At 47.5% G+C, this 14,069-nt stretch carries 14 protein-coding genes; 11 read left to right on the top strand and 3 right to left on the bottom strand.

Annotated features, from left to right (window positions below):
• Positions 1-87: 87 nt before the first annotated feature.
• Positions 88-714, top strand: coding sequence for a transposase (locus tag EL628_RS27265; RefSeq protein ID WP_126583132.1), 627 nt, complete (start codon positions 88-90; stop codon positions 712-714).
• Positions 715-1,151: 437 nt separating this feature from the next.
• Complete coding sequence (locus EL628_RS27270) at positions 1,152-2,480, top strand: transposase (RefSeq protein WP_126583133.1); 1,329 nt, start codon at positions 1,152-1,154, stop codon at positions 2,478-2,480.
• A 1,553-nt stretch (positions 2,481-4,033) separates the two neighbouring features.
• On the opposite strand, the gene EL628_RS27275 is transcribed toward EL628_RS27270, so the two are convergent.
• Together EL628_RS27275 and EL628_RS27280 are read right to left on the bottom strand one after the other, a co-directional pair.
• On the bottom strand, positions 4,034-4,399 hold the full coding sequence (locus tag EL628_RS27275; RefSeq protein WP_126583134.1) for a hypothetical protein: 366 nt from the start codon (positions 4,397-4,399) through the stop codon (positions 4,034-4,036).
• Entirely contained in the window at positions 4,368-4,631 is a 264-nt protein-coding gene (locus tag EL628_RS27280; protein WP_126583135.1) for a hypothetical protein, read from the bottom strand. Before EL628_RS27280 ends, EL628_RS27275 begins: the two co-directional genes overlap by 32 nt.
• 154 nt (positions 4,632-4,785) lie before the next feature.
• On the opposite strand from EL628_RS27280, the gene EL628_RS27285 reads away from it, so the two are divergent.
• The 9 genes from EL628_RS27285 to EL628_RS27315 all read left to right on the top strand — a co-directional run bounded on the left by EL628_RS27285 (position 4,786) and on the right by EL628_RS27315 (position 11,732).
• Positions 4,786-5,136, top strand: a complete 351-nt coding sequence (locus tag EL628_RS27285) for a helix-turn-helix domain-containing protein (RefSeq protein WP_126583136.1) — start codon at positions 4,786-4,788, stop codon at positions 5,134-5,136.
• Positions 5,117-5,290, top strand: a complete 174-nt coding sequence (locus tag EL628_RS30030) for a hypothetical protein (RefSeq protein ID WP_161975811.1) — start codon at positions 5,117-5,119, stop codon at positions 5,288-5,290. The genes EL628_RS27285 and EL628_RS30030 overlap by 20 nt, the downstream gene beginning before the upstream one ends.
• A gap of 137 nt (positions 5,291-5,427) precedes the next feature.
• Positions 5,428-5,589 carry a hypothetical protein gene (locus EL628_RS30035; protein WP_161975812.1) on the top strand — a complete coding sequence of 54 codons (162 nt, stop codon included), beginning with the start codon at positions 5,428-5,430 and terminating at the stop codon, positions 5,587-5,589.
• Between the two features lie 150 nt (positions 5,590-5,739).
• On the top strand, positions 5,740-6,006 hold the full coding sequence (locus EL628_RS27290) for an acyl carrier protein (protein ID WP_126583137.1): 267 nt from the start codon (positions 5,740-5,742) through the stop codon (positions 6,004-6,006).
• Positions 6,007-6,029: 23 nt separating this feature from the next.
• Positions 6,030-6,872, top strand: a complete 843-nt coding sequence (locus tag EL628_RS27295) for a cupin-like domain-containing protein (RefSeq protein ID WP_126583138.1) — start codon at positions 6,030-6,032, stop codon at positions 6,870-6,872.
• A gap of 74 nt (positions 6,873-6,946) precedes the next feature.
• A complete protein-coding gene (locus EL628_RS27300) occupies positions 6,947-8,146 on the top strand; it encodes a cytochrome P450 (RefSeq protein ID WP_126583139.1) in 1,200 nt (399 codons plus the stop codon).
• Between the two features lie 88 nt (positions 8,147-8,234).
• A complete protein-coding gene (locus EL628_RS27305) occupies positions 8,235-9,239 on the top strand; it encodes a hypothetical protein (RefSeq protein WP_126583140.1) in 1,005 nt (334 codons plus the stop codon).
• Positions 9,240-9,368: 129 nt separating this feature from the next.
• Positions 9,369-10,823: a condensation domain-containing protein gene (locus tag EL628_RS27310; protein ID WP_126583141.1), complete on the top strand. Its 1,455-nt coding sequence runs from the start codon at positions 9,369-9,371 to the stop codon at positions 10,821-10,823.
• A gap of 90 nt (positions 10,824-10,913) precedes the next feature.
• On the top strand, positions 10,914-11,732 hold the full coding sequence (locus EL628_RS27315; protein WP_126583142.1) for a GNAT family N-acetyltransferase: 819 nt from the start codon (positions 10,914-10,916) through the stop codon (positions 11,730-11,732).
• Positions 11,733-12,047: 315 nt separating this feature from the next.
• Here the strand turns inward: EL628_RS27315 and EL628_RS27320 are convergent, their stop codons facing one another.
• Positions 12,048-14,048 (bottom strand): carbamoyltransferase family protein, encoded by a 2,001-nt coding sequence (locus EL628_RS27320; RefSeq protein WP_126583143.1) that lies wholly within the window; start codon positions 14,046-14,048, stop codon positions 12,048-12,050.
• Positions 14,049-14,069: the final 21 nt, after the last annotated feature.

Consider the following 14,069-nt stretch of genomic DNA (forward strand, 5'->3'; position numbering starts at 1 on the left):
GTGTTGCAAAACTACCAAAATGTCTCAATCCCGACCAGACTCCTTAGCGCTTTCCACAAAAAGAAGCGCAAGTAATTCAGCAGTTGAATGCCACCTCTTTTTCCTCAAATGTACTTCTTTGAACCACTCTATCGCAAAACCGTTGCTGCACTTGGAATATTCCCTACCAATAGTACTGCTGATGCTGCCTACGATGCCTGGTACGTCTACCAAAAAGCGGCACTGCACGGCGGTATTGCCGCTATTCCTAAGATGAAACACGGGAATACTGTCTTCGTTCCTGGGACTGATGGCGTACCCCTCTGCCCAAAAGGATTGCAGATGCATCCAACATACCAATATGCACATACCTATGGCTATCGAGCGCAATTGTATCGTTGTCCGCTCTCTTTTCCTTCTGTTGTAGAGGGAGCAACCTGCGATCATGCACAGTTTCCTGTTGCAAAAGGGTGTAAAAAAAGCGTCAATATCGAGCCTGGCTGGCTCATGCGCATCACACCCGATCGTACAACACCTCTGTATCGTGCTATTCACAACCAGCGGACCAGCTGCGAACGCATCAATAGTCAAGCGAAAGAGCTGGGAATTGAGCGACCAAAAGTGCGAAACGCACAATCCGTGAAAAATCTCAATACCCTGACCTATATCGTTATAAATGTACGTACTCTGAGTCGAGCGAAATCAACTAACAAGGGAATTCTACAAATGAATTAATTGCTCCCCTCGACTGGGCACCACAAGGTATTTAGCCCAACGCCATATTCAGCGTGGCCGTCGTGCCCGTTTCAAGCTCGATTGGGCTCCACAGGGTATTTAGCCCATATAGAAAAGGGTACTACAAAGCTGCAATATCAAGGTTTCAAGCTCGCCTGGGCTCCACAGGGTATTTAGCCGGAGTTTGCTAAGGCCCAAAAGGCTGAATTTGAAGCGTTTCAAGCCCGACTGGGAGGGGTGCAAGTAATTCATTTATCGAAATCTGGTTTGAAAACGATTCTCAGTTCCAAAGCGCTTTCCACAAAAAGAAGCGCAAGTAATTCAGCAGTTGAATGCTCACCTCTTTTTCCTCAAATGTCCTTTCTGATTGACAGAAAGGGAGATCCTTGTGCAAAGTATTCATAACCTAAAACAACTCGGCAAAGGAGTCTCTTTCTATGATACCCGCATCTTCGCACTTTGACCAGTCTACCATCACCGCTTTGCTTCATCATGATCCGCTTGTCCAGCGCTATCGAACCTTCTTTTCCTTCCTCGATTGGTCTGTGGTCGAGGAGTGGCAACAACGGCGCTCTTCTCGGGGAAGGCCTGTTGAACAACCTATCTCGGCTTCTCTCAAAATCTTCTTGTTACGCATTCAAGAAGGGTTGATCTACACCCAACAGCTACGCAAGTTTCTTCTTGAACATCCACTCTTGATGATCGATTTTGGTTTTGACCTCGTTCTTGACTCTCACGCTCCCTATGGATTTGATGCGGAAAAGACACTTCCCAGCCGCCAATGGATAGGAGAAAAGCTTCGTGCGCTTGATCGTTCGTTGTTGCAGGGCCTGTTAGCCTCCACCGTCACCGCTCTCGTTCAAGAAATTCCAGGATTGGGTGAGACGGTTGCCTTTAACGTGAAGCACATTTATGCATGGGTGAAAGAGAATAATCCACGTGTCTTCACCGAAAAGGGTCATGACAAGCATCATCGACCGACTGGCGATCCAGATTGCAGGCTGGGGGTGAAACGCAGTACCAACCAGGAGCAACCTGATGGATCAACCAAAGAGAAAAAAGAAGTCCTCTGGGGCTACGGCTCGGGCGTTGCGGCAGCCACGACTCCTACGTATGGCGATGTCGTTCTGGCTGAATATACTCTGCCCTTCAACGAAGGTGACGTGACCTATTTTGAGCCCCTCTATCGCCAAACCGTTGCTGCACTAGGAATATTCCCTACCAATATTACTGCTGATGCTGCCTACGATGCCTGGTACGTGTATCAAAAAGCGGCTCTGCATGGCGGTATTGCGGCTATTCCTCTCAATGCTCATACCACTCATGCCAGTTCACGTGCTACTGATGGCGTTCCTCTTTGTGAAAAAGGGCTTCGGATGGTGCCAACGTTTCAATTTGCTCATACCAATGGCTATCAAGCTCAACGCTTCCGTTGTCCGCTCTTACATCCTCAGCCCGATGGGCAAACCTGCGAGCATCCTCAGTTTGTCAAAGGAAAAGGGTGTGTCAAAGACCTCAACTGGGAACTGGGAGGGCTCCAACGCGTCCTGCTTGATCGCACAACCCCGCTGTATCGCGCTCTTGCCAACCAGCGAACCAGCTGCGAACGCATCAATAGTCAAGCAAAAGAATTGGGAATTGAACGACCCAAAGTACGCAATGCTCAATCAGTGAAAAACCTGAATACGCTCACCTATATAGTTATAAACGTACGTGCTCTCAATCGAGCCAAATCGATTAATAGGAGACTTCTACAAATGAATTAGTTGCACCCCTCGACTGGGCTCCACAAGGTATTTAGCCGAGGTGGCGGGGCACAATGATGAGGACGATTGGTAGTTTCAAGCCCGACTGGGCTCCACAAGGTATTTAGCCCGCGATCTTACTCTCGGCCTGCACGCTAACAGTGGCGTTTCAAGCCCGACTGGGCTCCACAAGGTATTTAGCCTTCCAAAGCCGGTTTGCTAAGTGCATGATAATCATGGGTTTCAAGCCCGACTGGGCTCCACAAGGTATTTAGCCGGCGATGGTGGGAGGAATTTATTCCTTCCTAATGGTGTTTCAAGCCCGACTGGGCTCCACAAGGTATTTAGCCCTCGAAACCGTGGTAGACACGGAAGATCCGGATGGGTTTCAAGCCCGACTGGGCTCCACAAGGTATTTAGCCTGCTCCTCTTCTAGAATAGCACAGGAAGCCGTTCGATGCAAGGGTTTCCGAGCATCTCATTTTTTGGGGGTATTTTGGGGGGAAACATGCGGTCATTTCCTGTCCTCATTGCCTTTCCAGCCGCCTGTGGAGTGCTCCGAGAGTCTCAGCTCAGCCATACCAGTTCCGAGATGCTCGGAAAATAGCTTGCTTTCCACCAGAAAGAACTCATCGTCGGCTGGTTGATGGCCCTCCAACTGTTTCTCCCTTGTCCACACGATGGCACACAGTGGATAGAAGAGGAGCGAACGCTATCTTCTTTAGGGAGCTGCTGTTCTGTCAATCGGAAATGCAGGAGAATTATCTGTTTCCTGGGCATGAATGAATTGCTCCCCTCGCCTGGGCTCCACAGGGTATTTAGCCCGTCCAATTAGTGACCTTCTACGTCAAACTATTTTTTGGGTTTCAAGCCCGACTGGACTCCACAAGGTATTTAGCCCTGGACTTCTGCGGCTACAACGACGTAACTATACCAGTATTCAAGCCCGACTGAATACACCTTAAATATACCATACTTCCGCTCATCATTCAACTGCTCTTTGACTGAAAGCAGGGCTTTCCAATTCTTGCAGATGAGGCATGAAGCGGGAAGAGGAAGCGAGGCAGGTGAGCAAGCTCAGCGGACGCGACTGCGGCCTGTCCGGGGGGGATAATGAACTGACGCCGCTTACGCATGCAATTCATTGCGGCTGACGACACGGACCAGAGCAGTCGCGTCCGTAAACGTACACAATACAGTATGTTTCTCTTCTTTCCTCATCTTCCTGATGGAGGAACCTTTTTGGCTGTCAGAGGACTCACTCAAAATTGGAAAGCCCTGGACTGAAAGTGCTCTTCAATCTCGACTGAGACCTACTTCTCCATCAACATCAAACATCTCTCCTCCTTGATTCAACACAACATTTTCTAGAAAATCTCGGGATATGAGCTTCCTGGCAGCATCCAATTGTTAGAGCTCCAAGCACCGCAACACGAACCTCTACCAGAAAGGATGATAGGCAGCTCATCCCTGGTCCATGTAGCTGTATCTAGAGCCCCTTTTTCAAGAGGCCTGGGACGTGGATTTGTCTTTGTCTTTCTTTACTGGTATATCTCGTAATCTTTTTCGTCGGCTTAACATAGACCCCCCTGAACCAAATTCAAAAATTGTTTGACAATAAAAGGCTTGAATAGAACATGTGCGTTGTGTATAAGGCGTATTTCATCAGCTAATTTTGCCTCTTTTTCATCCAACAGGACGATCACCCTGGTAGAAGGACAACAAGATTGAAGTCCCGTAACGATGCTCGTTAGATTCTTCACATCCAGGTCAATCACCATGAGGTCCGGTTTGATGACAAGTTGTGGTAGTTCACTCAAAGCGATCAAATGATTCTCATAGCTCTTGACAGCAAAGCATTCTAAGCGGAGCTGTAGTTCAATAATCGCATGAACCGAGTTCCAGGGTTTAATGATGACCGCTTTCTGCATCTGGTCCATCAAACAGCTCTCCTTTCACATCCCACAAGGCATCATCGAGAAGAATGGCTCTCACTTCTTCCTGCTTTCCTTCCTGGTGCAATTGCTGTAAACGGTCATACATGCGTTCCATGCGGGCGGTGATGAATTGATGTTTTATTGCACCATACTTCAAACCCGACAAGCCTGAGTGCGCTGCTACACGTTCGCTCTCTATACGCTCTCTGAGTTCTGCAACTTTACTCACAATCATAAAACTTTGCCCTTCTTTAAGTGTCCTTGTCAGTGAGACTGTTACCATACTATAATGAGTGGGATTGCTGTTACAATTGTGTCAGTAAACAAGATAGGAATGAAGGGCATATTTTGCCTATTATCATAAACAATAAGATGAAAAGAGGACAGATATGTCTGGGAAAGATGCAAAGCTACGACCACCTTCAGCGTTATCACGAGCACTAAAAAAGTATAGAGATATGCACAAATATACTCAAGAAGAACTTGCAAGGCTGCTAGATGAAGATACGCGACAGGTTCGTCGATGGGAAAATAATGAAACGCTCATTCATAGCGGCGATCTCCGAAATGGGGAACCTTTAGCCGTTGAGGCAGCTTTATACAGCAAGGAACACGGACATTTCAGACGATTAGAGCGCCTTTATGTTTTGAAAAGGTATGTTAATCGGCAAATGTTACGGTATGGTAAGACAGAGCTCGCGTTGAGCGAAGCATTAGAAGGTGCGATTGAAGACAGGTAAGATTCTTGTTAAAGAGCTAGAAGCGTTTGCCCTCTGGTGTTTCGATCATGAGCGTACAACATTCTGTGCGCGTTTTAGACCTTTTGCCAGGTATAACAATACCCTCTCGACGGAAGCTCTAGAAGATGTGATGCGCTGGACGCAACGGCGTTAAAAGGCAGTAGTAAAACTTCTTTGAACTGATTTTTAACGAGAGACCCTTATACTGATGTTTAGATGGAGTGTCGATTGCATGATCTATTGCGCTGGTAATGTCATGCACAGTAGTAAAAACACATAAGGTAAAGAACAATGCGATCAAAAAACACATGGCTTTATGCATGCGCTGGTGCCATTCTTGCATTCAGCGTCTTTGTGCTCCTGCACCAATTGCTCCCTCTACATCTCTCTCTCAGCACCTTGACAACAACGGCCATTGATCCCTGGCCGCTGATTGACCCCTGGCCTCTATAAGCTGACGATGAAGCATCTGTTCAGCACAAACATGATGTCTGAGCCCAAAACATGTAAGATGAGAGGCTGATACAGTCAGTCTATCGGAAGGAACAGTAGAAACACAGCCACGTTTCAGGGCACACCTCACATAGGAAAGTAGAGTTTGCCATGGCTAACGAAGTAGTCGATCAAGTGATCACGATATTACAGGGAGTATGCCAGAATGAACATCTGAAGCTACTCCCACAGCTCAATGGAGAGACGAATCTCCGTGAGTTGGGCATTGATTCGCTTCTGTTCATCAAGTTTGTGGTGAAGCTGGAAGTAGAGTTTGACGTTGATTTCGATGACGAAAATATGAATATCGATGCATTCTCGACAATACAGGATATTGTCAACTATATAGAACGCCAGGTGGCAGTCGAGAACCTTTAAGAGAAGAAGCAGGGAGGGCAACTATGCTGAAGGAACACGATGAGGTACAACAAACAGGCACCCGGCTAGAACGAATTCACCGCCCATCGTACAATGATTTTTACCAGAATTATTTCAAAAAAAGTCGGCCCGTTATTATTACCGGGGTCGCCGATCAGTGGGATGCACTTTCAAAATGGACCATTGAGTATTTACGTTCCAGCTCTGAAGATCAAAACATGGAGGTGGTGGCCTCCAAGGGTCAATCCACGATCGGGAATCAAGAAAAAGGCTGGAAGACCCATCGCAAACTAGATATGGGCTTCAAAGAGTTTTTGACCCGGATCGAAAATAAGGATGATTCAAATCGTTATTTTTATCTTCAATATCAGAGCTTTGATAAATTCCCCCATTTGCGGCAAGATTTCACGCCCCCTACCGAATATATTCGCAATTCAAATATAAATACGCGGATCTGGATCGGTTCAGGACAAAATATTACGCCCCTCCACCATGACACTCAGTCGAACCTGTTAACACAGATTACGGGCCGCAAGAAGTTTACCCTCTTCTCACCATCAGAGAGCCAGTCCCTCTATCCATTTCCATTCAATTCACCCAATCGCACGCTATCCCCTGTGAATTTACACGAACCCGATCTTCAGAAATACCCCCGCTTCAAAAATGCTCATCCCATCGAAGGCATCCTTGAGCCTGGTGAGATGATTTTTCAACCAGCGTTCTGGTGGCATCAAGTTGAAACATTGTCTACAGAAATGACCATTTCAATCACTTTTATGTGGCCCAGCCCCTTACATAGCTATTTTAGCTATCTAGGAATCAGAAATCTGGCCAGTCGCGTCCTGCAAGGTACCAACGCTGATTAAAAGCACGTACAACACCTCAACGAGGGTGCCATCAGGTGCAAGAAAGCATACAAGCCGTCACGTAAGGAAAGAGCATGTTGGAAACAAGTAAAGATTTTGGGCAAGACTTCGATCATATGACACCTGCCTTTAGTCATAACATGGCAACAGTTACAGCCGCGTTAAGACAGTCCTGTCCAATCGCTCATAGCGATAAATATGGAGGCTTCTGGATTCTTTCTTGTTATAACGACGTTCTCGAGGTACTTCGCGATGCTAAGATGTTTTCCTCTCAAAAAGGGACTGCCATTCCTGAACAAGAGAGGGAGATACCATCACTTCCCGTAGAGTCGGACCCACCCGACCATACACACTATCGCAGTCTGCTCAATTCATGGCTTGCTGCCCGTAGAATTACCACTTACGAAGACAGCATACGTCAATTTGTGACCGAGCATATCAACGATTTTATTGAACAGGGCACGTGCGATCTGGTTGAGTCGCTTGCTACACGCCTGCCAATCTCGATTACCCCTATCATTATGGGGATCGAGGCAAAGGATTGGCCCATCTATATCCAGTATATAAAACAGATCATGCTCACTGAAGAGGAGAGCCACACTGAAGAGAATAGCAAGATTCGGCAGTCGTTCCTGCACTACATGCTCAAAGAGATTGAACGACGCCGGATAAAACCACGCAACGACTTTCTTACCACTCTGGTGACCGCTCAATCGGAGGGGAAAATACTGAGTGGGAAAGAGATTGTAAGTATGATGCTTGCAATGCTTGCTGCTGGCCTTGAACCGACTAAAAATGCGCTTGGCAATCTCTTGCTTACGCTGTGTGAGTATCCTTCTCTTCGCCAATTCCTGCTGGCAGATCCGGCTGCAATTCCACTCTTTGTTGAAGAGTGCTTGCGCTACAATGCCCCTTTGCAGTATGTGGCACGCACACCTCACCAGTGTACGGCTATTCATGGACAGGCGATAGACGCTGATGAGAAGCTTTTTCTACTCCTCGGGTCTGCCAATCACGATGAAGGCCAGTTTCATGCTGCTGATCAGTTTCTACCCGATCGGCAACAGAATCGCCATCTGGCCTTTGGTCAGGGCATCCACTTTTGTGTTGGTGCCTCCCTGGCACGTCTGGAGATGCGCATTGTGACGGAAGAGATTCTCCGCCGCCTCCCAGATTTTCAGCTCTGTGCACCAGTCCAACGGGAGTTCTCGGTCGGACAGGTCTATGGGCCTCCAACGTTGCCAGTCGTCTTTACTCCAGGACAGGTAGAGTGATCATGAGTAAAGGATAACGACCTCTGCTTACTCACGGAAGAGATGAGTGGAACGACACACAACTGAATGAAAGGGGGCCTGGCTTACTATGTCTCAGCACACGTTAGCACTTGCTACGCCAGCCATCACTGGCTATCATCATAGAGCAATGCCGCTCTCGATCCTGGGTCTGCACGATGCCTGTCAGCCATGGATCTTTGAGCACTTTATACAGATGCGCTGTCAGACACAGATTGATGATAAACATAACGTGTTTGATTTCGCCGATCCCAATCTGCTCACGACGCCCACCCCCTGGCTCTCTATCCAATGCATTGAACGATCTCTCATCCAACGCTATCTCTCTGACTTTAGACTATTTGTCATTGACTGTCTGCTGCAAGAGTATTATGTCCATCTGTATGTCGATGAATATTTCATTCCTCAACGCGCTCCTTTTCAGACAGAGCACATCATACACGATATTCTGGTCACTGGCTTCGATGATGAGTCGGCTGTCTTTACGGTGGCAGGCTTTGATGAGCAGGGCCGCTATATCTCATCGCTGGTCACGTACCAACAATTTCAAGCTGCGACGGCAAGGGCGTCTGTGCAGCCAGATCATGACGATCCGGTGCGCCTTCTCCAAATGCGACCAGTGGCTGCCTATCATTTTTCGATCGCTCATGTCATTCAGCAACTGACCGAGTACTATACCAGTACGGCACCATCTGCTCTCCTATTTCAGTCATCAGCGCCAGCCGTCTATGGACTTCAGACATACGAAGCGCTCCAACAGTATATCAACAGCGGCATACAGCAACAGGTGGAGCTTGAAGCAAGGCCATTCCAGCTTCTCTTTGAGCAGAAGCACTTAATGCTCCACAGGCTTACCTATCTCCAGGACAGGGGGTATCTCCACAGCTCTGATGAGCTCATCCTGGCTTATACGGAGCTAAAAACTATGGCCCAGACCGTACGAAATGGGCTGATTAAGTATCAGCTCACACAGCATTCTCCACGCCTGCTAAAAGTGATAGACCAGCTGGCAATCATGCACGACAAAGAGCAGAGAGCGGTCAAAACATTCGTGGAAACAGTACAGACCTGCTAAGGATCAGACAGGATTCTGTTTTCTCATCAGTGCTACTTGCTTCATAAGGGCAATGGCTATTCTTATCAGTAAGGAGGTGTGCTTCTTTCCTGCGCATGGAACGCGTCAAGGAAAAGCACGAACTGATCGATGATACCAGATGAAAAGACCAGTAAAGCGCTCAGTAGCGCTCAACTTCAAGAGATTACCAGCCGTGTCTTACGTGATTTCGAGGCCACTGGAGAAGAGGCAATCGTCGGAAGTGTCCCTTATATGACCGTTGGCCAAAAAAAGGTTTTAAAGCAGTTCCTGTCAGAGCGCTGTGTATGGAAATTTTTTCAGCTCAATATGCCGCTGGAACCAGCTGTGCTGGCGAAAACATTAGCCTTTCTTTTTCTCCGATTTGATACCCTTCGCTTACGCGTCAGGAAAGATGAAACTGGATGGCACCAATTTATTGCGCCCATTACGGAGGAGATTCCATTAAAATACGTCAATCTGGCGGGAATGAACGAGGACGAAAAACGTACTGCAATCAACAAGGCGGCTCAGGCGGAATTTCGTGATCTGCATCAATGGAAAGGGCCTCTTATTCGCATTGTTCATTTTCTCGCTGGAGAAGGGCAACCTGATCTGCTGCTCATCCTCATTCATCATTTTACAACGGATATCACATCCGATTCTATTTTTTATGCAAACACACAGAAGATGTATTTTCACTTCTTAATGGACAAACCTTTTCCACGTGTGCGCCCTGCCCAGCATTCGTTTCAGCGCGCAATGCAGGATATTGTCAGCTATGTTCGAGAACAGTTGCAGGTCGAGCAAGAGATACAGTACTGGCTATCGCTACCAGATCTTCAGCCTTTAGCCGTAGATTTTCCAGAGGCGCTCACCAGTAGGAAAAAAGCCACGACGAACTGTGTATTGAGTATTCAGTTCAATCAGGAAGAGGCGGAGACGTTTCAAGCAATCCAAAAACACGTTCCTGTTCTCGATCTGCTTCTGGCTGCACTGGCCATTGCCTTTCAGAACTGGTCAGGCCGCTCACAATTGTTGATCTCAGTCCCTGATAATGGCCGAGCATTTTTGGGAGGAAAACCACTCACGGGAGTATTGGGGTACTTTACGATCCTTCGGAGCTTATTTCTCCAGATAGAGCCCTCCTGGTCGCTCGATATCACCTGGCAATCAATTCAAAAGCAGATCCAGGCCATTCCACATCAGGGCTTAGGACTGAGCCTGCTTGGATGCTATGGCGATCACGATACGCTTCCGCCCAAAATCACACGTGAACAAAGCTATCACATTACGTTCAACTATTGGGGTGTGATCCCTGATGATGAAAAAACAAGTGAAGAGTTCTTCCAGGTTGCTCATCACTACTCGCCATTAGTAGCCCCAGAGATAGCTGAGGAAGATCCTGAGGTCGTATTCTCTCCTCCAACTACCATACGTTTTGATGGTCATATTGAGGGGGATGAGCTCATTTTTCAGTGCTTTTATGACGCACAACTCTATCGAGCGACGCGAATTGAGAGTTTTATCGAATATTATAAGCTTGCACTTATTTCGTTGCTACACTATATTCATAGTGCATCATAGCGCAACTAGCGCACTGCTCATGGCAGCTAGAGAGAGGCTTATAAGACACATCTCTCGCTCTTATCTTCATTGTAGAAAGGATTGACATAGATGGGTTCAATGATAGTAGAGGATACATCTCTTTCCAGTATGGCTCAAGCTCTTGATGCCAATAAAATTGCCTTTGGAACCTTGTTAGGAGGGTTATCTGGAGCGCAGGTCTATCAAGAGCCTGGCCTGGTCTGGTTTGAGACGGGCGTGCCAAATAATCTCTTTAATGGTGTGCTCCAGACGAGCCTGCCAACGGATACTGCGCCAGAAGCCATTAAGCGCGTGCTGGAGCATTTTCAGGTCAGGCAGCTTCCCTTTCACTGGCATATTGGACCTGCATCGCAAACAGCTGAATTGAGAGCATTGCTTGCAGCGCAGGGGATCGAGCATGACGAAGATGAGCCCGGCATGGGGCTGGACTTGTCGCTGCTTAATGAAGATCTTCCGCTGGCAGACAATGTTACCATTCGTCCAGTCACAAACCATGACCTTTTAAACAGCTGGATCAAAGTATGGGGATGCGGAGCTCCAGATGAGATTCTTCAACATTGGTTCACTATCTATTCCAGGCTTCCCTTTGGTCCAGAGCAGGATCTACGGCTATTTATCGGCTATGTAGACGAGGAGCCAGTCGGTGTCGTGGCTCTGTATCTGGCGGCTGGTGTTGCAGCAATTGAATGGGTGGTTACGCTGCACCAATTTCGTCGGCAAGGGATCGGTGCTTTTATGACCATGCTGGCCGCCAAAGAGGCAAGAAACGCAGGGTATCGGATCGCAGTGCTCACAGCATCGCCATTTGGGATCAATATTTATCGTCGGATGGGATTTCAGGAATGCTGCCTTGTGAATACCTACGAATGGAGTCCACAGGACGCCTGATCATATAATAAGAGGGTTTATCTGCTGATAATGGCATCCATTGTACCTAAAACATACAATGGATGCCATTATCAGTGCAACACCATATCATTTGACAGGATTATCGGCGCGTCTGCCAGGATATATGCCGACCATCTTCCTCGCTTTATGCAGGTAAGCAGTGCCATAAAAAGTGGCGAGACCTCAGTTTCTCTCGAAGGCGAGTTGCTATTGTAGCTTTCTCACCAGAAGCTGAGGGGAGTTGCCATTTTATAAGGTACTCGTGCCATGTTTTCTGCCAGAAATCCGCCATTTTTTAAGTCAAATCACAAACCATCACAAGAGCTCTGCTGCCCCTGGTTTCAATACCACCAATCGACGCGACCACAGATCAAGCATTTCGGCGAGGACGGTCTCTCTTTGCTCCTCAGCCAGGGCTACACTCTGGAATAATTCCTGGAGAGACTGCTTCCCATCTACACGACCCAGGACGGCAAATGCTTCCTGGGAGAGCGAGGCAGTGTATTTTGGACTGTAGTTGCATTGCACCGTGTAGTCAGTAACAATGTGCCCATGTCGATATCTGGTGGAACAATTGCGTACAATATACAGAGGGATAGACGGAACTAATTGTTGCAGCACAGAGGCATTGATCTCTTTTCTGCTGATCAAATAGTCGCCAATCACTAAATAATGAAGCTTCGTCGTCAGAAAACAGACCACCGCATCCTGGATAGAGTTGACAATTGGTTCAGCATTATTATTAAACGATGTATTCAAGAGAATGGGAACCCCTGTTTTTTGTCCAAAATTGTGGATCAGCTGCCAGAACTTCTCGTTCGTTGCTCTCGAGACGGTCTGGATGCGTGCCGTTCCATCGGTATGGGTGACGGCACCAAGCAACTGCTGCTGTTCTTTTTTCACTGACACGACGTAGATCATATAGGGGAAGGACGTTGTAGTTGTATTGGCGGGCACTTCATAGTAATCGCCAACGGACTCCTCTAACACAGCCGGGGCAAATGGTCGATATGCCTCGCGCATCTTTACCATGGCATTGATAATCTCACGATTTTCGACTGGCCTGGGATCAGCAAGGATACTCCGATTTCCAAGCGCACGTGGTCCAAACTCTGATCGTCCCTGGACCCAGCCAATGACTTTTCCTTGCGCAAGCAGTTCCGCCGTTGTCTCTACTATATTCTCGACCTTTTCATAGGCGAGAAGTGCGTCCCAGGTTGCTATCTGCCGTTCGATTGTGTCGTTGCCGCCAATATCTGTTCCCAGGTAGACATGTTCCAGTAAGGGCATTGGTACCTGCGGATCTTCTTTCTGTACTGCGTACAATGCAGCGCCCAATGCTGCCCCAGCATCATGGGATAGGGGCTGCACAAACATTCCTTTGAATGCACCCGAGTTCAGAATTTTCCCGTTCAGCGTACAGTTCAGGGCAACTCCACCTGCCAGACAGAGATGTTCATGACCTGTCTGAGTACGATAGTAGTCAAGGATGTGGAAGACAATTGTTTCCAATGCTTCTTGCAGTGCAGCGGCAATGTCTTTATGCACTTGCGTAAATGGTTCGTTTTTTCTTCGTGGCTGGAGAATCTCAAAGAGATAATCAATCCGGTCAAATTGAATGGTGTAAGAGCCATTTTCTAACAGACGATAGAATTTCTTGAACAATCTTCGGTACTTCGCAGGATTTCCATAGGGGGCCAATCCCATGACTTTATACTCATCAAACATCTCATACCCTAAAAATTTAATGACCTCGACATAGAAAAATCCAAGCGAGTCCGCCATAAACCAGGTATTCAGCATTTCTAATGTGCCATTGCGCCCACTTGATACGACGGTAGAGACCCCGTCTCCATGACCATCCATGGTCAGGACAAGACTATCGGAAAATCCTGACATACAATAGGTGCTCATCGCATGGGCCATGTGGTGCGGAACAAAGAGAAAGCGCTCATAGTCACATTGATACCCAAATTCATCGGCAAGTAAGTTCCGGATGATGGATCGTATGCCCTGTGATCCATCGATATCTGTACGTTCCAGGCTGGTATGCTGTAAAGCCTGATTTAACGCTTGCTCCTGACCATAGACCGCGATCCGATCGACCTGCTGTATGCCGATCCCATAGTGCTGAACGCATTCGCGAATCGCTCGTAAGGGCGCTTTGTCCGTATGCTTGATGCGATTCAGCCTCTCTTCTTCAATGGCAAAGACCAGCTTCCCATTGTCTAGCAAGACAGCAGTGGAGTCGTGGGCCGCATTATATTTATTCTCATCGATGAGATCGATGCCACCACCAATACCAAGAACTATCATGGATCTCTTCTCCTGTAGTGC

It is taken from the genome of Tengunoibacter tsumagoiensis, assembly GCF_003967535.1.
Taxonomy (GTDB): domain Bacteria; phylum Chloroflexota; class Ktedonobacteria; order Ktedonobacterales; family Ktedonobacteraceae; genus Tengunoibacter; species Tengunoibacter tsumagoiensis.

Excerpts from the sequence above, each read along its gene's own strand:
- EL628_RS27265 (WP_126583132.1), top strand. The coding sequence starts at position 88 with ATGCCACCTCTTTTTCCTCAAATGTACTTCTTTGAACCACTCTATCGC.
- EL628_RS27270 (WP_126583133.1), top strand. The coding sequence starts at position 1,152 with ATGATACCCGCATCTTCGCACTTTGACCAGTCTACCATCACCGCTTTG.
- EL628_RS27275 (WP_126583134.1), bottom strand. The coding sequence starts at position 4,399 with ATGGACCAGATGCAGAAAGCGGTCATCATTAAACCCTGGAACTCGGTT.
- EL628_RS27280 (WP_126583135.1), bottom strand. The coding sequence starts at position 4,631 with ATGATTGTGAGTAAAGTTGCAGAACTCAGAGAGCGTATAGAGAGCGAA.
- EL628_RS27285 (WP_126583136.1), top strand. The coding sequence starts at position 4,786 with ATGTCTGGGAAAGATGCAAAGCTACGACCACCTTCAGCGTTATCACGA.
- EL628_RS30035 (WP_161975812.1), top strand. The coding sequence starts at position 5,428 with ATGCGATCAAAAAACACATGGCTTTATGCATGCGCTGGTGCCATTCTT.
- EL628_RS27290 (WP_126583137.1), top strand. The coding sequence starts at position 5,740 with ATGGCTAACGAAGTAGTCGATCAAGTGATCACGATATTACAGGGAGTA.
- EL628_RS27295 (WP_126583138.1), top strand. The coding sequence starts at position 6,030 with ATGCTGAAGGAACACGATGAGGTACAACAAACAGGCACCCGGCTAGAA.
- EL628_RS27300 (WP_126583139.1), top strand. The coding sequence starts at position 6,947 with ATGTTGGAAACAAGTAAAGATTTTGGGCAAGACTTCGATCATATGACA.
- EL628_RS27305 (WP_126583140.1), top strand. The coding sequence starts at position 8,235 with ATGTCTCAGCACACGTTAGCACTTGCTACGCCAGCCATCACTGGCTAT.
- EL628_RS27310 (WP_126583141.1), top strand. The coding sequence starts at position 9,369 with ATGATACCAGATGAAAAGACCAGTAAAGCGCTCAGTAGCGCTCAACTT.
- EL628_RS27315 (WP_126583142.1), top strand. The coding sequence starts at position 10,914 with ATGGGTTCAATGATAGTAGAGGATACATCTCTTTCCAGTATGGCTCAA.
- EL628_RS27320 (WP_126583143.1), bottom strand. The coding sequence starts at position 14,048 with ATGATAGTTCTTGGTATTGGTGGTGGCATCGATCTCATCGATGAGAAT.